This window comes from Maribellus mangrovi, assembly GCF_037646455.1.
Lineage (GTDB): Bacteria > Bacteroidota > Bacteroidia > Bacteroidales > Prolixibacteraceae > Draconibacterium > Draconibacterium mangrovi_A.
This window is the reverse complement of record NZ_JBBIXN010000003.1, coordinates 398,485-420,991: the sequence shown is the minus strand read 5'-3', so window position 1 is coordinate 420,991 and position 22,507 is coordinate 398,485. Positions and strand designations below refer to the sequence as shown.

The window sequence follows — 22,507 nt, the reverse complement described above, 5'->3', positions numbered from 1 at the left end:
TAAAAAATTGATTATTATGATCGTGGACATTAAAAAATTAAAAATCAACCCTATTCATTCAAAGCTTTATCTTACAAATGATATTGATGATTTGGCAGAATCAATCAAAGAGACTGGTCAACTCGAGAAAATAGTAGTGAACAATGACTACGTAATTATAAGCGGAGTCAGAAGATATCTTGCACTTAAGAAACTGAATCGCACTGAAGCTGATGTGGAAATCAAAAATATTAATCAAGGTGACACAGTCACCTTGATTTCATTCAATAAACAACGAGTTAAAACAACTCGTGAATTACTCAACGAAGCAGACTATCTTAAGTCAATCTGGGGGCAAAAAAGAGGTCGAAAATCAGCCAATTCAACACCCTCTACCCAGAAAGCAAACACCAGAAGTAAGATTACCAAGAAGCTTGGCATTTCTGCTGGCAACCTGGTTAAACTTGAAAAGATTAAATCAATTAGCCCTGAATTACTTGATGAAATTGACAATGGAGTTGTGTCAATTAACCAGGCTCATAATTCTGTTGTGAAGTTTGAAAAACAAAAAAAACAGACTACTGAACAGATTATCCTGCCCTCCACGATTTCGAAAAATCATTATACAATATATAATAGTAGCTCGGATAAATTGGATGAGCTTGAGGATGAATCTATACAACTTTGCTTCACATCGCCGCCATACTGGGACCTCAGGATTTATTCTGGTGACAAAAATGAACTTGGTGCTGAAAAGACAAGTGACGAATATGTTCAACGAGTGGTAAATCATCTTCATGCCTGTTGGAGAGTTTTAAAACCAAGGGGTAGTTTTTTCTTAAACATTGGTGATACCTTTCATAAAAAAAGGTTGCAGAATATTCCTCATAGGGTGGTATTAGAGCTTATAAATAAGGGGTGGATACTTCGGAACTCTATCGTGTGGCATAAAGTGAATCGGTTGCCGTCAAATTCGAAGGATAACCTGACAAGTTCGTATGAATTTATCTTCCATCTTACGAAACAAGAAAGCTATGACTACAATCCTGTGCTCGCTCCAAAAAAGAATACTGTGAATAATGTGTCCATTATAAATCAAAAGACAAGGAACAATGGACTGAATATCTCTCATGTGAGTATTCCTGGATCGACCAACGGCAAACAATTAACTGACTTTTGGACAGAAGATGTAGTAACAACAGCAGTGGCAAATCAATCCATCGTAAAAAAATATGGCGGTACTGATCATCCTGCTCCGTTCGTTCAGGAAGTTGTTTTGCTACCATTGCTTCAAACGACTAAGCCTGGGGATCTAGTTTTGGATCCGTTTTCAGGTTCAGCCACGACTGGGGCTGTGGCATTGATGTGCGGAAGAAAGTACGTTGGCTACGACTTCAATCCTGCACATAATATGATGCAAGAAAAAAGATTGGATGAAGCTGTCAGGTTTTACAATCGAAATAATAGAATGAAGCAACTGAGCCAATCCAATTCTGTAATATCAATTAACCAGAACAAGCGAGCAGCTTAAAAGACTAAGATGACTTAAAAATTATAACAACAAATTTGTTTTTCGGTCAACTTTTTCAAAATATCAACTATAAATAAAAACAAGATGAACTTCTCTCTCTGTAATTACAGAGTCGGTTGTTCAGGACTTTATGTCCAAAATTTAAAGAAATAATATAAACCATTTAAAAATAAAGATCATGAACGAATACAATGAAAAAATCACAAACAATGTAGTTGAAATATTCTCAGACGTTATTGCTCAACTTACAAACACAATGACAAACAAAGATTTAATTCTGAAAGATTCAGTAGGAGGAGATAGATCATTGCTTGGAATGAAAATCACAAAAGTAAAATTTCTCGGCAAGGAATATTATTTAAAGGCTAACCGACATCTGTTGGTCATTGTACTTAAATATCTGGTTGAAAAGGATATGATCGATCTGATTGAAGAGTTACCACTCAAAAACATTAACACAAACAAACGCTGTCTTATCAATTACAGGCCTTTCCATGCTGATGACTACAAAATGAAAGATTTAATTTATCTCAACACAGAAGGAGGTTGTTTATACCTGGAAACCAAACTTGATACTCCGACAATACATGATGCTTGCTATAACCTTATGAGAAGATATGGAATTACGAAAGGAAGTCTTGAAGTACATTATTCAGATAAGAAGATAAAAGTACCAGTAAAATATAAGAAAAAGGTAAGGCGAAATGGTTATTGCCTAATCAATGATGACAACTTCAAATTGAATGACAAACAAGCAGCTTAATAATTGACAATTAAAACTTAATACATATGAACAAAATTTTCAAGTTTAAAACACAAGAACAATTGGACAAGTTTGATCTAATATACAACTATTCTGGTGTGTTGTCAACTGAAGGAAGCGTTTGGATTTATGGAGAAGGTACTCCTAAGTGGTTTTCCATTCAATATTGCGGTGATCGCTGGGTTATGAATCATAAAGTAGGGAGTAAGTGGGAGAATGTGAATTTCTATCCTGTTAATTACGATGAACTTACTGCTTTTATTAATGAAAGAATCAATACGGTTAAATCAAAAGAATCATGAAAATATTAGATAGAAACAAAACAGAATTTAAAACAAATGGAATACACACGTATCGGTTGGTAGGCTGTGATTTCAATGTGTATTGTCAAGGAAGATTAATAGCGAGAGAGAAATGGTATTGCTGAGTTTACAAGTAATAGAAAAACAAGAAAAATTAAAAACAATTAAAAAATATGAACGAAATGAAAATTAGAGCGAATGATGTCTATTCAGTAGATGAACCAAGGTATCCAAGATTAGCATTGCGTTTGTTGGATATTAATTCCGATTTACTGACAGACGATGAGGTTGATGAAATTCTTGAAGAAAGATTTGAAGAATATAATGAAAAAGCAGTGGAATTGCTGCCAGACGAGGTCATTCTAACATTTGAAGAAGGAAGCGAAATGTATGTCAATTACGTTGAATGTAATGAAGAACTTGATTATGTAGATTATTTTGAGAAACTGGAAGATACAATTTCAAAAATGTACTATGGACTTGACATAAGGTATCGTGACTATGAGAGAATTGAGTAATTTTCAAATTAATAATACAATCTCATTCGAAGTACGAATCGATTCTGAATTAAACTTTCTTGGAATATAATACTATAATAAAAGAATTATTGGCAATTTTATTGCTGATATATAAACCAAAATAAAAAATTAAATATGGAAATTAAACTAACAGCAGATTGGATTTGATCACAAGGTGATGAGATTTATTTTAAGGATGGTAAAGGCATAATAATAATAATAATAATAATGTATGATTACGACGTAATCAGGTATCGGTTGATAGAATTGGCATTGGACACTATGAATGTAAAATATGAAAGTGGTGATTATTATACTGAAGATAAAGACGGAAAAATAAACGATTCCTGGATCCAATATAGTATTGAGAATATTGAAGAGATTAAGGACGCTTGTCCGTTGATATATGATAAATTTAAAAACACGGTTATCAATTCTGATGAATAAACTTCTAAAAAATTTTTTTGATTGATTAATGTAATGTCAAAAAATGAAATGCTCTTAACTCCCTTTCTCTTTCCAAAAATAAAGTTCAAAAATGTCATTTTTGAACTTTATTTTTTTATTAGCCAGTGTATCAGAGCATTAACCAAATTTTCCAAGATCGCCCCCCAGGAAAAACGATTATTGCGTTGAAGATGAGGAGGTTATTGTAGATTTATTCCTTACGTTAGCCATGAATCAAAATTAAGAACCATGAATTTGACTAGTGACTATATTGAATATGACATTGCATTGAATAAGGGAATGAAACTCTTAAATGTTGACAAAAAATGCATTATCGGCTTTTACATCGTTCTTTCCATAAATATCGGAACTCGGGTTGGTGATACACTGAAAATTAAACATGGAGATTTATTGAGTGATAAGATTAATCTGAAAGAAAAGAAAACAAAAAAAACCAGGGAAATTACCTTGAACAGTGTCGTTAAACGTGCTTATCAAAAATTAACCGATAAACTGGATGAAATTCATTTCAGATACACTGATGATGATTTTGTTTTTGTTTCGCAAAAAGGAACAGTTTATAGGACTCAGTCAATTAATGTAATTCTCAAAAAAATCTTTAACTCTAAAAAACTGCAGATTAGCAGCCATAGTCTTCGAAAATCATTTTCAAGAAAAATTTACGATAACATGAATCAGAGTGAGTACGCTTTAGTGTTATTGTCAGATTTGCTCTCGCATAGCAATATTTCGATTACCAAAAGGTATCTTGGTATTAGAGCAGAGATTATTGAAAATTTATACCTTGAATTGGAACAATGAAAACTATTCAGTTTACAACAATTACTGCAAGAACTTTTAATGTCCAATTTGTTGAAGATGATTTTTTTGATTGGATGAAAATTTATGGATTCTCAGGATTGAAAATTGAAAATCAAGTTTGCTTATATCTCAACCATAAGCATAAGTTGGATCTAAATGTTCGAAATGATTCAGTTCAGTCTATAAAATACAAATTCAACAAATCGTTTTTTAAGAAGTACCAGTTAATTAATGATTCACTGAAATATAATTTGTAGAGAAATCCAATTAAGTCAGAGTTGACATCATTTATACATTGAACTCCATTCACCAATCTCATATTACAATTCAATATTCGCACAAATCAATGTTGACGGGGCATTCGGACTTAGTATCACCCAGAAAAATATCAAAAAAGAATAAACTTTTACATCAAAACCCTCTATAAACATTAGTGCTTTTCCATACTTTAGGGATTAGACCATAATCCTGAATTGTAATGGAAGCATTCAAAAAAGAATCCGATATGAATTGGAAAATAATGGTTTGTCGAGAATTTATTTCAAAGAAATATTGAAACGAATTAACAAGAAAGATATAAGAAGTGTGATTTCGTGGTGTAAGAAAAACAAGGTAGAGGTTTACAAAGATTGCTCAGGAAAGTTTGTAATCGAAGCTGAATTTGAGTTGGCATTTAATCGCCCTATCATTAACAGTTACAAACAAAAATATGGTGAGAACTGGGTGCAGATTTATGAACTGGCTAAAGAGAACAAGCTGTATTTAGCATCCGAGAACAATGAACGGATTTCAACTGAGAGAAGATACAAACCAAAAAGTAAAGCGAGTAGTAATTTTTTAAACGAGTTTAAGTGAAAAATGAATTAGAATATCAAAAATTTAAAGGACTAATAGTGTTTTGCAATAAATGTAAGCGAAACATCCATAATAAACAGAAAGGAAAGAAATGTAGCCACCCTATAGATAGACAAGTATATAAAGCCATAGTTAGAACAGGTTCAGGCTACGAAAGAAAAACAAAGATTTTAGAAGCAAGAGAATTTGATAAAGCAGTAACAGAATTTCTTGAATTTAAAGAGCAAGTTCAAAATCCTGAATTGTATCAGCAGAATAACAAACAAATGCAATCTCCTTATTTAAAAGATGCGATTGCTATGTATATAGACCACATGCATGATGAAGATGTTCCGCACCATATGAAAAAACATCTAACAGAATCATATATAAAATCCACAACGACATTTTTAAAAGAGTTTGTGAATTTTGTTGTAAAGATGGGAGCCAATTTTAATGCCTACAAGTTAGGTTCAATCAACGATATTGTAGTTGGAAAGTATTGCAATTTTCTGGATGAGAAGAATGGTAGCAATTATACTTATAACGGAAAGATAAAAACCATGCGAATATTCTTCAATTATTTAATTGAGAAGGAAGATTATGACCTGAAAAATGTATGGAAAAAAGTAAAACTCAAATCAGAGAAACCAACTGATATAAGTATCGCTGATAAAGATTTCTTTGATTTGTTGTCAGTCATAAGCCCTGATGATGCTTATGCTCAAATTGGAAAAACACACAGATTTATGTATCGTCGGTGGTTGAAAGATTTAATAAGATTGAAAGCTTTCACTGGAAGAAGAAATGCAGAATTATTTGCGATGCGCTGGAATATGATTCACTATGAGGATGGTATGCCAATTTATATTGAAAGTCCTAACATCAAAGTAAATAAACAACAGAATAACTTTGATGAGAAAGATTTTCAGTATTCATATATTCCTGTGGGCGAAGAACTTCTTGATTTATTGATTGACCTCAAGTTAAACGAATACTATGATAGTGATGAGTACATCATTGCTCCTGACGATGACAATAGAGTAAATTTGGAAAAACACACAAGTAAATATTTTAGCTTCTTTTTTAAGAAATTGAATAGAAGCTATACTAGACAATTGAAGCATTTAAGGCAAACATATATTACACAGGAAGATATGTTTTTGAGCAGAGGATTTTCCATGCAGCATAGTAACTATCGCATTACCGCGAAGCACTACATTGACAAGCGTGAAGTTGCTAAACAAATGGCACTAAATGGATTTCGGATTTTTCCAAAACAAGAATCAAAAAAGGCACTCCAGAAGGGCACTCCAGACAACAAAAAAAGAGCTACATCTCTGTAACTCTTTGATTATTAGGTGGAGAATACCGGAGTCGAACCGGTGACCTCTTGACTGCCAGTCAAGCGCTCTAGCCAACTGAGCTAATCCCCCAAATGCGCTGCAAATATAAAAATATTTTTTTTGAAATCTCCCAAAAAAAATGTGGTAAAGTTTTTGTAGTAAATTATTTGGATATTTAAACGACTGAGAACATGAACAGTGTTCATCACGGAGCGTGCTCCGGTATATTAAATTAACGGATTTTAGACTTGGATGTAAAGAATATTTTTTATCTTTAAGCCCCATTTTTAGGGGACAAAAATTCGAATAAAACTTAAAATAATAGCTTAGTATGGAACTTAAAAAATCGCCAAAAGTCGATCTCGAAAACAAAAGGAATACCTTTTTGTTGCTGGGATTAGTGCTTGCTTTAGGCATTACGCTTGTGGCTTTTGAATGGACTACCAAGCCGCAAAAAGTAGAAGGCCTTGGTCAGATTCAAACGCAGGAAATTGAAGAAGAGATCATTCCGATCACGCGCGAGCAACAAGTCAAACCACCGCCACCTCCTCCACCACCACAAGTAGTTGAGGTATTAAATATTGTGGATGACGATGTTGAAATTGAGGACGAATTGGAAATTGAAGACACCGAGGCTGACGAAACGACAGTTATCGATGTAGCTCCGGTTATTGAAACTTCTGAGGAAGCTGAACAAGATGATACTGAAGTTTTCTTTATTGTGGAAGACATGCCTGAGTTCCCTGGTGGCGACCTTGCACTTCGTAAGTATCTGGCCAGCCAGATTAAATATCCGGTTATTGCGCAGGAGAACGGAATTCAGGGGAAAGTATATGTAACCTTTGTTGTAGGTAAAGATGGAGCAGTAAGTAACGCACGCATTGCACGTGGAGTTGACCCATCGCTCGACAAAGAAGCATTGCGCGTTGTAAACAGTCTTCCAAAATGGAAGCCTGGAAAACAACGTGGCAAGCCGGTTAACGTATCTTACACGGTACCAATTAACTTTGTATTGCAGTAAAGTAAAAAACTATAATTTTGCACTCCTGTTTCATATGAAGCAGGAGTTTTTTTTTGAATTAAATTGAACATGATCGAAACAGCACCCATAACGGAAAAAGTAGTTATTGTAGGCTTAATCTACCAAAACCAGGATGAGAATCAGGTAAAAGAATATCTGGATGAACTTGATTTTTTGGCCGATACAGCCGGAGCCGAGGTGCTAAAGCGTTTTACTCAAAAGCTGGATGTGCCCAACAACGCCACATTTGTAGGCCCCGGAAAATTAATTGAGATCAGCAACTTTATTAAAGTAGCTGAAGCCGATACTGTAATTTTCGACGATGAATTATCGCCTACACAGCTTCGTAACCTGGAGCGCAAACTGGAGTGCAAAATCCTGGATCGAACCAACCTGATCCTCGATATTTTTGCGAAACGTGCCAAAACAGCCCATGCAAAAACACAGGTTGAACTGGCACAATACCAGTACCTGCTTCCGAGACTTACACGAATGTGGACCCACCTTGAGCGTCAGCGTGGTGGTATTGGACTGCGTGGTCCGGGTGAGACACAGATTGAGACCGACCGTCGAATCATTCTCGATAAAATTTCGCGTCTAAAAGCCCAGCTTGTAAAAATTGACAAGCAAAAAGCAACCCAGCGCAAAAACCGCGGGAAGCTGGTACGCGTTGCCCTGGTTGGCTATACCAACGTTGGTAAATCAACCATTATGAACATGATGGCGAAATCGGAAGTGTTTGCCGAAAACAAGCTTTTTGCTACCCTCGATACCACTGTAAGAAAAGTAGTAATCGGTAACCTGCCATTTCTTCTGGCCGATACTGTTGGATTTATCCGGAAGTTACCACACGGCCTGGTTGAATCGTTTAAATCAACCCTCGACGAGGTGCGGGAAGCCGATGTACTGTTGCACATTGTTGATATTTCACACTCCGGATTTGAGGAACAGATTGAAACCGTAGACAATACCTTAAAAGAGATTGAGGCCGGCGACAAACCAACCATCTATATTTTCAATAAAATTGATGCGTTTTCATACGACGAGAAAGACGAAGATGATCTTACGCCAAAAACGAAGGCCAATTTGACACTCAATGAATGGAAAAATTCGTGGATGGGAAAACACAATACACCGGCACTATTTATTTCCGCTACCGAGAAACAAAACATCGACGAATTTAAAAATTTGCTTTACGAAGAGGTGAAGAAGATCCATTCACAGCGTTTCCCATACAACGATTATCTGTACGACATTACCTGGGAACAGGAAGAGGATTAAGCCTTTTTACCATTCGTCAGGCAAACAGAGTACAGATCAGTACGTCGGTCTTTCAGGTTTCTGACGGCCCCAAAATTGTGCAATTCTTTTAACAAGTCCAGATCTACATCAGCCACCAGGATCATTTCGGTATTGGCGGTCGCTTCCGCTTTAATTCCGTTGGCCGGAAATGAAAAATCGCTGGGCGTAAATACCACCGATTGTGCAAATTGTATGTCCATATTTTCTACCCTCGGTAAATTACCAACCGAGCCGGCAATAGCTACATAACACTCATTTTCAATGGCACGTGCACGAGCACAATACCTTACTCTTGTATAACCGTTCTGTGTATCAGTTAGGAAAGGCACAAACAGAATGCTCATCCCCTGCTCGGCCAGTATTCTTGAGAGTTCCGGGAATTCAACATCGTAACAGATCAAAACCCCGATCGGGCCACAATCGGTTTCGATAACTTTTACCACGTCTCCGCCCGACAGTCCCCAGGTATTTATTTCATCAGGCGTTATATGTATTTTGTTGTAGGTTTCGTAGGTTCCGTTCCTGCGACAAACAAATCCAGTATTGTATAATTTATCATCTTCCACCAGCGGAAAGCTTCCGGTAACAATATTAATGTTGTAGGTAATTGCAAGGTTAACGAATCGCTCGCGGATCTCTTCGGTATACTCTGCCAGTTTCCGAATGGCTGCTGCATAGCCCAAATGATTGTAATCGGCCATCAGCGGGGCATTAAAATATTCCGGAAACAGTACGAAATCCCCGTTATAACTGGCTACAGCATCCACAAAGTATTCCACCTGCGTAAACAGTTCATCAATATTTTTGTATAGACGCATTTGCCACTGGATCAATCCAATACGAACAACTGATTTCAGTCCGCTTACTTTGGATGGCATTTTCTCGTAGTAAATATTGTCCCACTGCAAAAGTACCGCATATTCCTTCGATTCCTTATCGCCCTGTATATATCCCTTCAATACCTTCTTAACGTGAAAATCGTTCGACAGCTGAAAGTTGAGTACCGGATCGTGAATCTCTTTGTACTTTACTTTCTGAATGTATTCTTTGGGAGAAAGCTCTTTGGAATATTTGTGGTAACTTGGAATCCGACCACCAAAAACAATCGCTTTCAGGTTCAGTTTTTCGCAGAGCTCTTTTCGGGCATCATACAACCTGCGCCCCAAACGCAAACCACGAAAATCGGGACGAATAAAAACATCGATTCCATACAATGTATTGCCCTTGGGATTATGTGTATTAAAACTGTAACGCCCGATAATCTCCTCATAAGTATGATTATCGCCAAACAGTTCGTATTTCACAATTATCGATAGAGCGGAACCAACAACTACACCGTCAACCAAAATGGCCAATTGCCCTTCGGGAAAAATCTTCACCAGTTTTCTGATGTCCTTCTTTTCCCAGTAATCGTCTTTCCAATTTGGATAAGCCTCAACCGACGAGCGATATAATTCTTCGTAATCATCAATGTTCAACTGCCGCAATTCTACCGTACCAATATTTTCCATGCCATTCTGCTAATAATTCCTGCACATCAATATATAAAAAAAGCCCGGTATCCCGGGCTTCTTCATCTGAAATATAAATTAGTGTTATTTTACTTCTCCGTTTGCGATCAACCATTCAGCAATTTGCACCGCGTTAAGTGCTGCTCCTTTTTTTATCTGATCGCCAACACACCAGAACGTTATACTGTTCGGATCGGTAATGTCCTTCCGAATTCGGCCAACATAAACATCGTCTTTGCCCGATACAAATAGCGGCATCGGATATTCGTTTTTTGCTGGATTATCGATTACCGTCAGTCCGTCAAAATTCTCGAAAGCCTCTTTAACAGTTTCTATCGAAAGTGGGTCTTCGGTTTCCACCCAAATGGCTTCGGAGTGGGCACGCGCCACCGGGATTCGTACGCATGTTGCTCCCACCTCAGCGTCGGTATGCATAATCTTTTTGGTTTCCCAGTTCATCTTCATTTCTTCCTTGGTATAATCGTTCTCCAGAAATACATCGATGTGCGGGATAATATTCATCGCCAGCTGATGCTGGAATTTGCTGACCTTAGCTTCTTTGCCTTGTGAAACGTCGCTCACCTGTTCTTCCAACTCCGCGATTCCCTGAGCTCCGGCACCACTGGCTGCCTGGTATGTAGCCACGCGCACCCTTTTAATTTTCGAAAGATCCTGGATCGGCTTCAGTGCCACCACCATTTGAATGGTAGAGCAGTTTGGATTGGCAATAATATTTCTCGGACGAACACGCGAATCTTCAGGATTTACTTCGGGTACTACTAGCGGTACGTCGTCGTCGTAACGGAACGCACTCGAATTATCGATCATAATCGCTCCGTGTTTGGTTATTGTTTCAGCATATTCTTTCGAAACACCTGCTCCGGCCGAAGTCAGTGCAATATCAATATCTTTAAAATCGTCGCCATGTTTCAATTCCCTTACTGTGAGCTGTTTCCCCTTAAATTCATAGGTTTTACCGGCACTTCTTGCCGAACCAAAAATTACTAACTCATCCATCGGGAATTTCCGCTCGGCCAAAACCTGCAAAAATTCCTGTCCAACAGCGCCACTCACGCCAACAATTGCAACTTTCATTTCAAATAATTTTATAATTTAAAGTCCTTACTGTCAAATAAGTGCGATAAAGTTAGTATTTTGCATGTAATCAGTAATGTGATGGCACCCAATCTTCTAAAATTATTAACATACTCAATCTTGTTATTATCCCTGAATTCGTATTCGCAGGAAATTTGGAGGGAAAGCTTTAATACGCCCAACAAAGGAGTTTGGGGCGACGATGAAAAGTCCGACATTCAGATTGATTTTGAAGGAGTTACGAGCTGGACGCTCGACTATTCTTTGGTGGAACTCGTAAATGCCGATGATTACGCCAAAACCGTTTCAACCTCAGGTGGCCGTTTCGAGTGCCGCGATATTAATGCTGAACTAAGCTGGACTTCTGAACACATCGACATCTCGGAATACAAGAATGTGCAAATAAGTTTGATCGCCCGCGAAACCGGAAGCGGTGCCAACGAAAACAACAAATACCTGAAAGCTTTTTACGCTCTGGACCAGAATGAGAAAATTCCATTTGAAATTAACGCTGAAAACTACGGTAATTGGGGTACCGATACCGCAGTACAAACCGGATTAAATGGTAGCAATCTGCAAATAGTTGTGCACATGAATAACCACTATTCTGCCGACAAAGTGATCCTCGATGAAGTTGTTGTAACAGGCGAAGAAAAGAATCCGGTGATTATTGAAGCGGGAGATATACTAATCAACGAAGTGCTGTTTAATCCGGTGCCTGATGGCGAAGATTATGTGGAGATTTATAATTATTCCGACAAACTAATTCAACTGAATAAGCTCTATCTTGCATCGCGCGACAAAGAATATCAATTGACTCAAATCTATCCCTTGACTTCTGAAAAGATCGACTTTGAACCGCAGTCGTATCTTGCTCTTACTAAAGATACCAATAGCGTTTTCCCGTGGTTTACAATAGAATGCTCGGAGTGTTTTCAGCAAATGGAAAAGTTTCCATCGTTTAACAATGATGAGGATGTTGTGGTGTTGCTTAATAATGACTTTGAAATCGTAGATGAGTTGGTCTACACCGAAGACTTGCACCTTCCGGTTTTTCATGATCGCGAAGGTGTTTCGCTCGAAAGGATCTCCTTTGAGGCACCAACCAATGATCCTCAGAACTGGCAATCGGCCTCATCGTTTGCCGGCTATGGCACTCCAGGGTATAAAAATTCGCAAGCCGCGAATGAGGATGTAGAGAAATTAGCTGTAACCTTCGAGCCCGAATCCTTCTCCCCCAACAACGACGGATATCACGACAACTACTCCATTCATTTCGAACTCGACGAACCAGGCTATTTATGTTCGATTAAAATTTTCGATTCTGCAGGACGACAAGTACACACCCTCGCCCAAAACAGTTTACTTGGAACTTCAGAAACTGTAAATTGGGATGGAACCAACGAAAGTGGCTATCGACTCAACCTGGGCGTTTACATTGTGTGGGTACAGCTTTACGATTTAAACGGAAATGTTAAACAATTCAAAGATGGCGTGGTATTGACGGATATTTTGGATTGAAATTGTAACTTTAGTTAATATCATATTACTAACAATAAAACCAGAGTCTCAATACTCATAATCGAAATACTCATAACAAAGAAATGAAACGTAACTTCTTTTACTTTGCCTGGCGCGAATTTGTGCGATCGGCCACGATGAACAAAAACATGGCGACCAAGGGTGTGCTGATTTTTTTAGCAATCTATTTCTCGCTGGTCGGTATATTTTTTGGATTTCAGCTTACCGAAAAACTGGCCGAAGTACCCGATAAAATGCAGGCTTTTAATGCACTTATTTTTATATATGTTGGTTTCGACCTCATCATTCGGGTCATGGCACAAAATCTGCCCACCTTTGGCTACCAGCCATTTCTGATCACTCCGGTAAAACGCAAGCGAATAGCCCGTTACATGTTGAATAAATCGCTGTTGCATTTTTTTAATGTATTACCGTTGATATTAATGCTGCCTTTTGTTCTGAAAATTGCCGTACACGAGCTTGAAACTCCGGTTTTGGTGGCCTGGCTGGCATCACTTTTCCTGATGATCTTTGTCGAACATTTCCTGGCCATCTATATAAAATGGCGAACCAACGAATCGAATGCCCTTTTTTATGGATTTCTGGCACTTGCCGCCGGCATTTTTGCCATTGATTATTTTGGCATTTTCGATTTCGCTGCACAGTTCGGAAAACTGTTCGATATGGTAATTGCACAGCCAATCACAGCTCTGCTTTTCCCGGCATTAATTGCCCTATTGTACCTGCTTAACCAACAATATTTGTGGAGCCGTTTTTACATCGACGAACTCACGAAAAAGAAAAAAGAGGGCACCACTCACGATTTCTCGTGGCTAAACCAGGTGGGAGAATATGGCAAGATGTTATCGCTGGAGGTAAAAATGATTGCCCGCAACAAACGTCCGCGGCAGTCGGCCATGATGTCGGTACTTTTTATTTTTTACGGGCTGCTGATTTACCGTGATTACAAACCCGACGGACCCGAATTTATTATTGTGCTTGGCGGCATGTTCATGACCGGCATTTTCAGCATGATGTACGGACAGTTCTTTCCGGCCTGGCACAGTAGGTATTACCCGCTGCTGATGGCACAAAACATGAAAATGAAACAGGTATTGCAGTCGGCATTTTTCCTGATGGCAGTTACCAACATTATATTCTACCTGCTTTCGCTAGGCTATATGTTCATCACGCCTAAAGTGCTTTACATTCATTTTGTGGTGATACTTTATAATATCGGCGTAAATACCTGGGTAATTTTTGCCTTGGGACTGAATAGCCGGAAATCGATCGATCTTGACCAACGTGCCACATTCAACTACCAGGGAATGAGTGCCACCAACTGGCTGATCACTTTCCCCATTTTATTGGGTCCGCTAGCAGTTTACGGCTTGTTAACAGTGGCTTTCGGAAATATGGCAGCTTATGTTGTTCTTGGCTCACTCGGACTAATCGGCATTATCCTTCATCCAAAACTGATCGATTATTTTACCGGCCAATACCTGAAACGCAAACATAAAATGCTGGCGGGCTACAAGTCCACATAAAAAAAGCTGGAAGCGAGATGCTCGAAGCGGGAAGACATTTATAATCTTAAAATTACTCGATCATGGAAAAAGCAAAAGAATTCAAGTTTGAAAAATTAGTTGTTTGGCAAAAAGCTATGGATTTAGGAGAAATGATTAATAAACCAGCATCAACTTTTCCGGCCTATGAACTGTAAAATCTTTCTTCACAAATAAGAAGAGCGGCTGATTCAATTTAATGAACATGCTAATTGCATTTAGAAATAAGTTTAACTAATTAAATGAAGATTGACGTGAATACTTCGAGCTTCGCGCTGCTATCTTCCAACATTAATAAAATCATGATACAATCCATCAACTTACAAAAAGAATACAACGGAACAGCGGTACTGAACATCCCTGAATTAACGATCAACAAAGGCGAAATCTTCGGATTGGTTGGCAACAACGGTGCCGGAAAAACTACCTTTTTCTCACTGGTACTCGACTTGATTCGGGCCAGTCGCGGGAAAGTACTCATCAACGAAATTCCCGTGGCCAAATCAGAGGACTGGAAAGAACTGGTTTCGGCTTACATCGATGAGAGTTTTACCATTGGCTACCTCACGCCCGACGAGTACTTTGGTTTTATTGGCGAACTACGTAATATGAACGACACCGACGTTGCGGCCTTCCTCGAAAAATTCAGCGACTTTTTTAAAGATGAAATTCTGGGTAAAAAGAAGTTTATTCGCGACCTCTCGAAGGGAAACCAGAAAAAAGTAGGTGTTGTGGGTGCGTTTATGGGAAACTCCGAGGTAATTGTCCTAGACGAACCTTTTGCCAACCTCGATCCTTCGTCGCAGTACCAGTTGCGTAACATCATTAAAGAAATAGGGAAACGGCAAGATAAAACGATCCTGATCTCGAGTCACGACCTCGACCATGTGGCCGATGTTTGCTCGCGCATTGTTATTTTGGAAAAAGGGAAAGTGGTTCGCGATGTGCAGAAAACCGACACCACGCTGGCCGAACTGGAAGAATTCTTTACCGGTGTAAAAGTCGAAACTTCTTTCCACGACGAACTATAAAATTAGCGAATTCATGATGCTGAAAACGTTAGGTAGACAAACGTTTTTTCTGTAATTTTAACAGAAATTTTTCGCTCCATGGAAAATCAGGACCAAAATATAAAACAGGCTTATTCGAAAATGGCGCAGCTCTGCAGCCGTTCGGAACAGTGCTCGGCTGACATCCGCAAAAAAATCATGGCCTACGAAATCGTGGATGAAATTGTGGATGAGATCATCGATAAACTGATCGACGAGAAATACATCGATGATGAGCGCTATGTTCGGGCCTATGTAAAAGACAAATTTAAATTCAACAAATGGGGCAAAATTAAAATGCGCTATTACCTGAAATCGAAGGGCCTGTCGGATGAAGTAATTGAGCACGGACTGGAAGTGATCGACGAGGAAAAATACAAGGATTTACTGATTAAAACGATGAAAGCCAAAGCCAAATCCATCAAAAAGAAAAATAAATTTGAGAAGATGGGCCAGGTGATCCGCTACACCCAAAGCCGGGGATTCGAACCCGAGTTGATACACCGTTATATGAACCTGGCGCTGGAGCAGTAAACAGACCGCAGTCGAAGTACTCATTTTTTCAGTTTAACATGGCAGCTAAAAAGCACCAACAAAAATTCTCACTCTCTCGCCGGGCAAAAAGTTTTATACATTCTTTTCATGGCATTAAATTATTGATCAAAGAGGAACATAACGCGCGCATTCATTTGCTGGCTATTGTGCTGGTAATCATTGCCGGAATTTTTCTCAACATTTCACGTTTTGAGTGGATAGCAGTTGTTCTTGCTATGGGCCTGGTTTTGACTGCAGAAATCCTCAATACATCCATCGAAAACCTGGCCGATTTTATTTCCCCCGAACGAAACAACCGAATAAAAAAGGTGAAAGACCTTGCTGCAGCAGGAGTTTTTGTGGCAGCTTTAGCAGCTTTCATTACCGGACTGATCATTTTTGCACCCAAATTTATCAGGTTGTTCAGTTAGCACTATTCACAAGTCGGCCAACTATCGATTCAAAAAATATTCATTTGACTACGCAACCTTATCCGGGGAATTCACATCTTAATAAAAAACAAAATCGAAAATGAACCGCGTCTTCCAATTAACAATTCTGATTTTTTTCGCTTTTACATCATGCAGCGATGACGTTTTGAGACCCAATGATTTGATTGGAAAGTGGAATTGGATGAGTAGTACGGGAGGCATTGCCGGCGTAACATACACTCCGGAAATTACTGGCGAGACGATTGTCCTTGAATTCACCTCCGACTCAGTATACAAGTTAGTTCGCAACGATTCGCTACTTATCGATTGCGATTTCAGAATTATTCAATCTGAATCGATTTACGACCAAGAGATTACCGATATGATTGAATGTGATGGTTACCTGAGACGTTCATTTTCATTTAATGCTTCCGGCGATCTTGTACTAGCCGATGAAGCCTTCGATGGATTTATCAGCCAATACAAAAGAATAAAATGATCAGCGACCTGAAATAGAATACAAATCATTCTTTTTCAATATCACTCCCAAAAAAAATCTTGCTACCTTTGCTTTCCATCAAAAATTAAACAGACAATAATGATCTTAAAGGAACAGGTAAAAGACCTTGTTGAGCGCCGGGATGCGCTGAGGAGGCATCTTTGACTACGATGCAAAGTTGATTGAATTAGAAGAAGAAGAACTCAAAACACAAGACCCCGAATTCTGGAATAATCCCAAAGAAGCTGAAGCCCAGATGAAAAAGATCCGCACCATTAAATCGTGGACCGACGGATTCAAAAAGGTGGATCAGGCAACAGAAGATTTCATGGTACTTTACGAATTCTTCGAAATGGAAGAAGCCAGTGAAGAGGAAGTAGACAAAGCTTACTCCGACACCTTGGTTTTGGTGGAGGAACTGGAAGCACAGAACATGCTGCGTAACGAAGAGGACCGGCTGGGAGCGGTGCTTCGCATAAATGCGGGCGCCGGCGGAACCGAGAGTAACGACTGGGCCGACATGCTTTTCAGGATGTACACCCGCTGGATTGAAAAAAACGGCTACAAAATGAAGATTGCCGACATGCAGTCAGGCGACGAAGTTGGGATAAAAAGTTGTACTATAGAAATTGAAGGCGAATTTGCTTATGGCTACCTTAAAAGCGAAAATGGTGTTCACCGGCTGGTGCGCCTGTCGCCGTTCAATGCACAAAATAAACGCATGACCTCGTTTACCTCGGTGTATGTGGCTCCGCTGGTGGACGATACGATTGAGGTTGAAATCAATCCGGCCGATATTACCTGGGACACTTTCCGAAGCGGGGGCGCCGGCGGACAGAATGTAAACAAAGTGGAAACGGGCGTTCGACTGCGTCATGCTCCCACCGGAATTACCATCGAAAATACCGAAAGCCGCTCGCAACTCGGCAACAAGGAAAATGCCTTGCGCTTGTTAAAATCTCAGCTTTATGAAATGGAGCTGCGGAAACGCCATGAGAAAACGGCCGAGATCGAATCGCAGAAAAAGAAGATCGAATGGGGATCGCAGATTCGCTCGTATGTGCTGCAACCCTACAAAATGGTGAAAGACCTGCGCACCAATTTTGAAACCGGAAATGTAAATGCAGTCCTCGACGGTGAACTCGATGGATTTATTAAAGCATACCTCATGGAATTCGGAGGCGAATAAGCATAAATCCCGGCATTATCTGCTTGCAAATATCCGGCACTTTTAGCATCTTGTAGAAATAGTTGTTCCACCCGAAAATTAGGCTAAAATGTATAGAAACGAAAAATTCATTAACAGGGAGATCAGTTGGTTATCATTTAACGAGCGGGTGCTTCAGGAAGCTGAGGATCCACAAACTCCCTTATTCGAGCGAATTCGATTTATAGGTATTTTCTCGAACAACCTCGATGAATTTTTCAGGGTTCGGGTGGCCACCGTCCGAAGAATGGTCGACATTGGAAAAGACGAGGAAAACCTGCTGGGAGAAATGACTCCTACAGAATTACACAATAAGATTTATGCCACCGTTCATCAACACCAGGAAAAGGTACAGGAGATATTTAAAAATATTATTGATGAACTGAAAGCGAGCGATATTTATATTATCGATGAAACTGAGCTCACCGAAAGTCAGGGTGAATTTGTAAAAAAATATTTTTACGACAAAGTGCTTCCCAATCTGGTACCAATAATGCTGGGAAAAAACAAATTCCCGTATTTACGCGATCGCTCGGTTTATCTGGCCATTAAACTCTGGAAGGAAGAAACACCCGAAGATAAGGCTTATTCATTGATTCGGATTCCCGGGCGATCTGTGCCGCGCTTTCTGGTTATCCCGGGAGAGGAGGGAAAACAATACGTCATTATGCTCGATGATATCATCCGTTTTTGCCTGGCTGATATTTTCTTTTATTTCGATTACGATCGTCACGATGCCTACACCATCAAAATTACGCGCGACGCCGAACTAGACCTGGACGACGACATCTCGAAAAGTTTTATCGAGAAAATGAGCACCAGCCTTAAAAAACGTAAAAAAGGGAAACCGGTGCGTTTGCTTTACGACCGATACATGCCCGATGATCTGCTCGAGTTTTTGCTCAAAAAGATGAAACTGGCAAAAGCTGATGCGGTTCCCGGGGGGCGTTACCACAATCATAAAGATTTTATGAACTTCCCTGAAATCGGGAAGAAAGAGCATTATTATACCAACCTCCCGCCATCGCGGCACAAAGACTTGCCTCCTTTTACCAGTGTACTGAAAATGATGCGGCAAAAGGATATCATGCTGCATTTCCCTTACCACACCTTCAATCACTTACTCGATTTTCTTCGTGAAGCAGCCATCGATCCGCAGGTGAAAGAAATCGGATTAACGATCTACCGTGTGGCGCCGGCCTCGAAGGTTGTAAATGCCTTGTTAAATGCGGTTCGTAATGGGAAAAAGGTAACCGTTGTAATCGAATTGCAGGCACGTTTCGACGAGGAGGCTAACATACTATGGTCGAACAAGTTACAAGAAGAAGGCGCCGATGTTATTAATGGTGTCCCCGGCATGAAAGTACACAGTAAACTAGCCTGGGTGCAACGAAAAGAAGAGGGTAAGATGCGCAATTACGCTTACATTGGTACCGGTAATTTTCACGAAGGTACAGCAAGAGTATATACCGACAAAGGATTACTGACCGCCGATCCGAGACTGGCAGATGAAGTGGAAAAGGTATTCAACTTTTTTAAGCAAAATTACCTGCATTTCAACTACGAGCACCTGGTAGTGAGTCCGTTCTCGATGCGAAAACACTTTGTTAAAAACATCGATAATGAAATTAAACTTGCAAAAAAAGGGAAACCTGCATGGATGATCTTAAAGATGAATAGTTTGATCGATCCCGGTATGATGATGAAAATATATGAAGCCGCACAAGCCGGTGTTAGGGTGCAACTGATCGTTCGCGGAATTTTCGGTTTGCAGATCGGAATCAACGGTTACAGCGATAACATCACGGCCGTTAGTATTGTAGATAAGTACCTTGAACATACCAGACTTTTTTTATTTGGCGCCGGTGGCGAAGAAAAAATGTACATTTCCTCGGCCGACTGGATGCCGCGTAACCTTAATCGCAGAGTTGAGGTAGCCTGCCCAATCTACGACGATTCGATTAAGGCTGAATTAAAGGAACAACTCTTTATCCAGTTGAGCGATAATTCAAAAGCCCGAATACTGGATCCCTTGCTAACAAACGATTATGCAAAAGGAAACGAGGACAAAAAATACCGGGCACAGGAAGACTTCTACAATTACATTAAATCGATTACAAATTAGATCTTGAAAAATAATTGTCCATGAAAATCTACCACAACCCACGTTGCTCGAAAAGTCGAAAAGGACTGCAATATCTGGAAGAAAAAGGCTGTGATTTTGAAACCGTAAAGTACCTTCAGGATGGTATCAGTGAAAAAGAGCTGAGTGATTTAATCGCCAAAACCGGCCGGCCTGCATTTGATTTTGTCCGTACGCAGGAAAAAGTATACAAGGAACAGTTTAAAGGGAAAAACCTTAGTGACAAAGAATGGGTAAAAGTGCTGGTTGAAAATCCGAAACTGTTGCAACGGCCCATTGTTGTAAATGGCGACAAAGCCGTTCTTGGGAATCCGCCTGAAAATATTGATTCGATATTGTAATTTAGCGGTACATCAAATATGTTTATCCTCTGCACCAAAGTATGCGTTAAACTAAATTAAAGCATATTTCATCCGATTTTCGAAACAATTCATTGCCCAATCTTCTTTTATAAATAGATTATAACATAAAAGATATTGAAATGAAAACAGTAGGAATAATCGGATCCGGAAATGTTGGAAAAGCCCTTGCACACGGTTTTATAAATCTGGGGTACAAAACTTTTATCTCATCGAGAAAACAAAGCCATCGCGACGAACTGGAAAAAGAGTTTAAGGGGAAATTGGTAGCCACCACACCCGAAGATGCGGCTGCACAGAGCCGGCTTATTGTTTTTGCCGTAAAGGGAACAGCAGCAAAAGAAGTGCTCAATACTATCGGGATCCAGAACCTTGAAGGAAAAACGGTAATCGACACTACGAATCCCATTGACGATGCTGCACCAGAGAATGGTGTGTTACGCTATTTTACCGACATCAACAAAAGCCTGATGGAAGAAATTGCAGGAACTGGCTCCAAAAGCCAATTTTGTGAAGGCCTTTAGTTCAGTGGGTAGTCTACACATGGTTCAGCCGAAATTCGACGAAAAACCCACCATGTTTATTTGCGGACAAAACCAGGCTGCAAAAAAAGAAGTAAAAACTCTGCTAGAAGAATTTGGTTGGGAAACACAGGACATGGGATTTATAGAAGCTGCCCGTGCTATTGAACCACTCGCAATGCTTTGGTGTATTCCGGGACTGGAGGCTAATAGCTGGAACCACGCTTTTAAACTGCTGAAGAAATAATTGAAATCAAAGAACAAAAAAACCGGCTGCAAAATCGCAACCGGTTATATTAAACTGTCCTCTTCCTTTCCGCAAAAGACAATCTAATTATTTCGCTAATTTTTCTTTGATCAGATCCGGAATTTCAGCCGGTTCTTTAGCAACCGGTACTCCGGCGGCATTAAAAGCTTTTATTTTTTCCTCGGCAGTTCCGGCGCCACTTGAAATAATCGCACCGGCATGTCCCATGCGTTTTCCGGGAGGTGCCGATTGACCGGCAATAAAGGCCACGACCGGCTTGGTCATTTTTTCTTTTATAAAGCGGGCTGCCTGCTCTTCGGCATCGCCGCCAATCTCACCAATTACCACAACGGCTTCGGTTTTTGGATCGTTCTCGTACATCTCTAAAAGATCGATAAAATATAAGCCCGAAACCGAGTCACCTCCTATTCCTACACAGGTTGTTTGTCCTAGTCCGCTCTCGGTAAGCATGTTCACCACTTCGTAGGTCAGTGTTCCCGAACGTGAGATCAACCCAACATTACCCGGTTTAAAAATCATGGCCGGAAGAATTCCGATCAGGCTTTCTCCCGGAGTTATCAATCCCGGACAGTTGGCACCGATAAGTTTTGTACCGTGTTTTTCCAGTATCGGCATTACACGAATCATATCCTGAACAGGAACATGCTCAGTGATGCAAACCACCAGTTCGATTCCTGCGTAGCTGGCTTCCATAATGGCATCGGCAGCAAATGGTGCAGGAACAAATATTACGGAAGCGTTTGCCCCGGTTGCTTTAACAGCGTCTTCAACTGTATTAAACACCGGAACACCCTCAACCTGTTGGCCCGCTTTACCGGGAGAGATTCCTCCAACAATGTTGGTTCCGTAAGCTTTCATTTTACTGGTGTGAAAAGCACCGTCGCGACCGGTGATTCCCTGTACAATCAGTTTGGTATCTTTATTTATTAATATGCTCAT

The 22,507-nt window shown here is 39.8% G+C and carries 24 protein-coding genes and 1 tRNA gene; 21 read left to right on the top strand and 4 right to left on the bottom strand.

Features of this window, described 5'->3' with window-relative positions; genetic code table 11:
• The first annotated feature begins 16 nt into the window (after positions 1–16).
• From WFY05_RS14675 to WFY05_RS14640, 8 genes are all read left to right on the top strand, one after another.
• Positions 17–1,510: a DNA methyltransferase gene (locus tag WFY05_RS14675; protein ID WP_340113646.1), complete on the top strand. Its 1,494-nt coding sequence runs from the start codon at positions 17–19 to the stop codon at positions 1,508–1,510.
• Positions 1,511–1,688: 178 nt separating this feature from the next.
• Positions 1,689–2,273: a hypothetical protein gene (locus tag WFY05_RS14670; RefSeq protein WP_340113645.1), complete on the top strand. Its 585-nt coding sequence runs from the start codon at positions 1,689–1,691 to the stop codon at positions 2,271–2,273.
• A gap of 26 nt (positions 2,274–2,299) precedes the next feature.
• Positions 2,300–2,575, top strand: a complete 276-nt coding sequence (locus WFY05_RS14665; protein WP_340113644.1) for a hypothetical protein — start codon at positions 2,300–2,302, stop codon at positions 2,573–2,575.
• A gap of 173 nt (positions 2,576–2,748) precedes the next feature.
• Positions 2,749–3,093 (top strand): hypothetical protein, encoded by a 345-nt coding sequence (locus WFY05_RS14660; protein ID WP_340113643.1) that lies wholly within the window; start codon positions 2,749–2,751, stop codon positions 3,091–3,093.
• 228 nt (positions 3,094–3,321) lie between these two features.
• Positions 3,322–3,540 (top strand): hypothetical protein, encoded by a 219-nt coding sequence (locus tag WFY05_RS14655; RefSeq protein WP_340113642.1) that lies wholly within the window; start codon positions 3,322–3,324, stop codon positions 3,538–3,540.
• Positions 3,541–3,789: 249 nt separating this feature from the next.
• Complete coding sequence (locus tag WFY05_RS14650; protein WP_340113641.1) at positions 3,790–4,362, top strand: tyrosine-type recombinase/integrase; 573 nt, start codon at positions 3,790–3,792, stop codon at positions 4,360–4,362.
• 552 nt (positions 4,363–4,914) lie between these two features.
• Entirely contained in the window at positions 4,915–5,217 is a 303-nt protein-coding gene (locus WFY05_RS14645; protein ID WP_340113640.1) for a hypothetical protein, read from the top strand.
• Positions 5,214–6,542, top strand: coding sequence for a site-specific integrase (locus tag WFY05_RS14640; protein WP_340113639.1), 1,329 nt, complete (start codon positions 5,214–5,216; stop codon positions 6,540–6,542). Before WFY05_RS14645 ends, WFY05_RS14640 begins: the two co-directional genes overlap by 4 nt.
• 16 nt (positions 6,543–6,558) lie before the next feature.
• Here WFY05_RS14640 and WFY05_RS14635 read toward each other — a convergent pair.
• Positions 6,559–6,632 (bottom strand) — tRNA-Ala (locus tag WFY05_RS14635).
• A 241-nt stretch (positions 6,633–6,873) separates the two neighbouring features.
• Here WFY05_RS14635 and WFY05_RS14630 point away from each other — a divergent pair.
• Both WFY05_RS14630 and hflX read left to right on the top strand, forming a co-directional pair.
• Positions 6,874–7,563, top strand: a complete 690-nt coding sequence (locus WFY05_RS14630) for an energy transducer TonB (protein WP_340113638.1) — start codon at positions 6,874–6,876, stop codon at positions 7,561–7,563.
• 69 nt (positions 7,564–7,632) lie between these two features.
• On the top strand, positions 7,633–8,844 hold the full coding sequence (hflX, locus tag WFY05_RS14625) for a GTPase HflX (RefSeq protein WP_340113637.1): 1,212 nt from the start codon (positions 7,633–7,635) through the stop codon (positions 8,842–8,844).
• Here the strand turns inward: hflX and WFY05_RS14620 are convergent.
• Together WFY05_RS14620 and WFY05_RS14615 are read right to left on the bottom strand one after the other, a co-directional pair.
• The gene (locus WFY05_RS14620) at positions 8,841–10,376 is read right to left on the bottom strand and encodes a carbon-nitrogen hydrolase family protein (RefSeq protein WP_340113636.1); all 1,536 of its coding nucleotides are present in this window, start codon (positions 10,374–10,376) and stop codon (positions 8,841–8,843) included. The genes hflX and WFY05_RS14620 overlap by 4 nt on opposite strands.
• A gap of 84 nt (positions 10,377–10,460) precedes the next feature.
• On the bottom strand, positions 10,461–11,471 hold the full coding sequence (locus WFY05_RS14615) for an aspartate-semialdehyde dehydrogenase (protein WP_340113635.1): 1,011 nt from the start codon (positions 11,469–11,471) through the stop codon (positions 10,461–10,463).
• 120 nt (positions 11,472–11,591) lie between these two features.
• Here WFY05_RS14615 and WFY05_RS14610 point away from each other — a divergent pair, with 120 nt between their 5' ends.
• The 11 genes from WFY05_RS14610 to WFY05_RS14560 all read left to right on the top strand — a co-directional run bounded on the left by WFY05_RS14610 (position 11,592) and on the right by WFY05_RS14560 (position 21,547).
• Entirely contained in the window at positions 11,592–12,992 is a 1,401-nt protein-coding gene (locus WFY05_RS14610) for a lamin tail domain-containing protein (RefSeq protein ID WP_340113634.1), read from the top strand.
• 83 nt (positions 12,993–13,075) lie between these two features.
• Entirely contained in the window at positions 13,076–14,539 is a 1,464-nt protein-coding gene (locus WFY05_RS14605; protein WP_340113633.1) for a DUF5687 family protein, read from the top strand.
• A gap of 320 nt (positions 14,540–14,859) precedes the next feature.
• On the top strand, positions 14,860–15,588 hold the full coding sequence (locus WFY05_RS14600) for an ABC transporter ATP-binding protein (RefSeq protein ID WP_340113632.1): 729 nt from the start codon (positions 14,860–14,862) through the stop codon (positions 15,586–15,588).
• A 78-nt stretch (positions 15,589–15,666) separates the two neighbouring features.
• Positions 15,667–16,140 (top strand): regulatory protein RecX, encoded by a 474-nt coding sequence (locus tag WFY05_RS14595; RefSeq protein WP_340113631.1) that lies wholly within the window; start codon positions 15,667–15,669, stop codon positions 16,138–16,140.
• 38 nt (positions 16,141–16,178) lie between these two features.
• Positions 16,179–16,571 carry a diacylglycerol kinase family protein gene (locus WFY05_RS14590; RefSeq protein WP_340113630.1) on the top strand — a complete coding sequence of 131 codons (393 nt, stop codon included), beginning with the start codon at positions 16,179–16,181 and terminating at the stop codon, positions 16,569–16,571.
• A gap of 202 nt (positions 16,572–16,773) precedes the next feature.
• The gene (locus tag WFY05_RS14585) at positions 16,774–17,070 is read left to right on the top strand and encodes a hypothetical protein (protein ID WP_340113629.1); all 297 of its coding nucleotides are present in this window, start codon (positions 16,774–16,776) and stop codon (positions 17,068–17,070) included.
• Positions 17,071–17,169: 99 nt separating this feature from the next.
• Positions 17,170–18,259, top strand: a protein-coding gene (prfB, locus tag WFY05_RS14580) for a peptide chain release factor 2 (protein WP_340113628.1) whose coding sequence is annotated in 2 segments (ribosomal slippage) — positions 17,170–17,232 and positions 17,234–18,259 — 1,089 coding nt in all. Because the reading frame shifts where the segments join, the coding sequence is not laid out codon by codon here.
• A gap of 88 nt (positions 18,260–18,347) precedes the next feature.
• Positions 18,348–20,402 (top strand): polyphosphate kinase 1, encoded by a 2,055-nt coding sequence (ppk1, locus tag WFY05_RS14575; protein ID WP_340113627.1) that lies wholly within the window; start codon positions 18,348–18,350, stop codon positions 20,400–20,402.
• 20 nt (positions 20,403–20,422) lie between these two features.
• Positions 20,423–20,761: an arsenate reductase (glutaredoxin) gene (arsC, locus tag WFY05_RS14570; protein ID WP_340113626.1), complete on the top strand. Its 339-nt coding sequence runs from the start codon at positions 20,423–20,425 to the stop codon at positions 20,759–20,761.
• A gap of 113 nt (positions 20,762–20,874) precedes the next feature.
• Positions 20,875–21,303 (top strand): NADPH-dependent F420 reductase, encoded by a 429-nt coding sequence (locus WFY05_RS14565; RefSeq protein ID WP_340113788.1) that lies wholly within the window; start codon positions 20,875–20,877, stop codon positions 21,301–21,303.
• Positions 21,290–21,547, top strand: coding sequence for an NAD(P)-binding domain-containing protein (locus WFY05_RS14560; protein WP_340113625.1), 258 nt, complete (start codon positions 21,290–21,292; stop codon positions 21,545–21,547). The genes WFY05_RS14565 and WFY05_RS14560 overlap by 14 nt, the downstream gene beginning before the upstream one ends.
• A gap of 87 nt (positions 21,548–21,634) precedes the next feature.
• On the opposite strand, the gene sucD is transcribed toward WFY05_RS14560, so the two are convergent.
• Entirely contained in the window at positions 21,635–22,507 is an 873-nt protein-coding gene (gene sucD / locus WFY05_RS14555) for a succinate--CoA ligase subunit alpha (protein ID WP_340113624.1), read from the bottom strand.

Bases quoted from the DNA above. Each gene is read 5' to 3' on its own strand.
- WFY05_RS14675 (WP_340113646.1), top strand. From the start codon at position 17: ATGATCGTGGACATTAAAAAATTAAAAATCAACCCTATTCATTCAAAG.
- WFY05_RS14670 (WP_340113645.1), top strand. From the start codon at position 1,689: ATGAACGAATACAATGAAAAAATCACAAACAATGTAGTTGAAATATTC.
- WFY05_RS14665 (WP_340113644.1), top strand. From the start codon at position 2,300: ATGAACAAAATTTTCAAGTTTAAAACACAAGAACAATTGGACAAGTTT.
- WFY05_RS14660 (WP_340113643.1), top strand. From the start codon at position 2,749: ATGAACGAAATGAAAATTAGAGCGAATGATGTCTATTCAGTAGATGAA.
- WFY05_RS14655 (WP_340113642.1), top strand. From the start codon at position 3,322: ATGTATGATTACGACGTAATCAGGTATCGGTTGATAGAATTGGCATTG.
- WFY05_RS14650 (WP_340113641.1), top strand. From the start codon at position 3,790: ATGAATTTGACTAGTGACTATATTGAATATGACATTGCATTGAATAAG.
- WFY05_RS14630 (WP_340113638.1), top strand. From the start codon at position 6,874: ATGGAACTTAAAAAATCGCCAAAAGTCGATCTCGAAAACAAAAGGAAT.
- hflX (WP_340113637.1), top strand. From the start codon at position 7,633: ATGATCGAAACAGCACCCATAACGGAAAAAGTAGTTATTGTAGGCTTA.
- WFY05_RS14620 (WP_340113636.1), bottom strand. From the start codon at position 10,376: ATGGAAAATATTGGTACGGTAGAATTGCGGCAGTTGAACATTGATGAT.
- WFY05_RS14615 (WP_340113635.1), bottom strand. From the start codon at position 11,471: ATGAAAGTTGCAATTGTTGGCGTGAGTGGCGCTGTTGGACAGGAATTT.
- WFY05_RS14605 (WP_340113633.1), top strand. From the start codon at position 13,076: ATGAAACGTAACTTCTTTTACTTTGCCTGGCGCGAATTTGTGCGATCG.
- WFY05_RS14600 (WP_340113632.1), top strand. From the start codon at position 14,860: ATGATACAATCCATCAACTTACAAAAAGAATACAACGGAACAGCGGTA.
- WFY05_RS14595 (WP_340113631.1), top strand. From the start codon at position 15,667: ATGGAAAATCAGGACCAAAATATAAAACAGGCTTATTCGAAAATGGCG.
- WFY05_RS14590 (WP_340113630.1), top strand. From the start codon at position 16,179: ATGGCAGCTAAAAAGCACCAACAAAAATTCTCACTCTCTCGCCGGGCA.
- WFY05_RS14585 (WP_340113629.1), top strand. From the start codon at position 16,774: ATGAGTAGTACGGGAGGCATTGCCGGCGTAACATACACTCCGGAAATT.
- ppk1 (WP_340113627.1), top strand. From the start codon at position 18,348: ATGTATAGAAACGAAAAATTCATTAACAGGGAGATCAGTTGGTTATCA.
- arsC (WP_340113626.1), top strand. From the start codon at position 20,423: ATGAAAATCTACCACAACCCACGTTGCTCGAAAAGTCGAAAAGGACTG.
- sucD (WP_340113624.1), bottom strand. From the start codon at position 22,507: ATGAGCATATTAATAAATAAAGATACCAAACTGATTGTACAGGGAATC.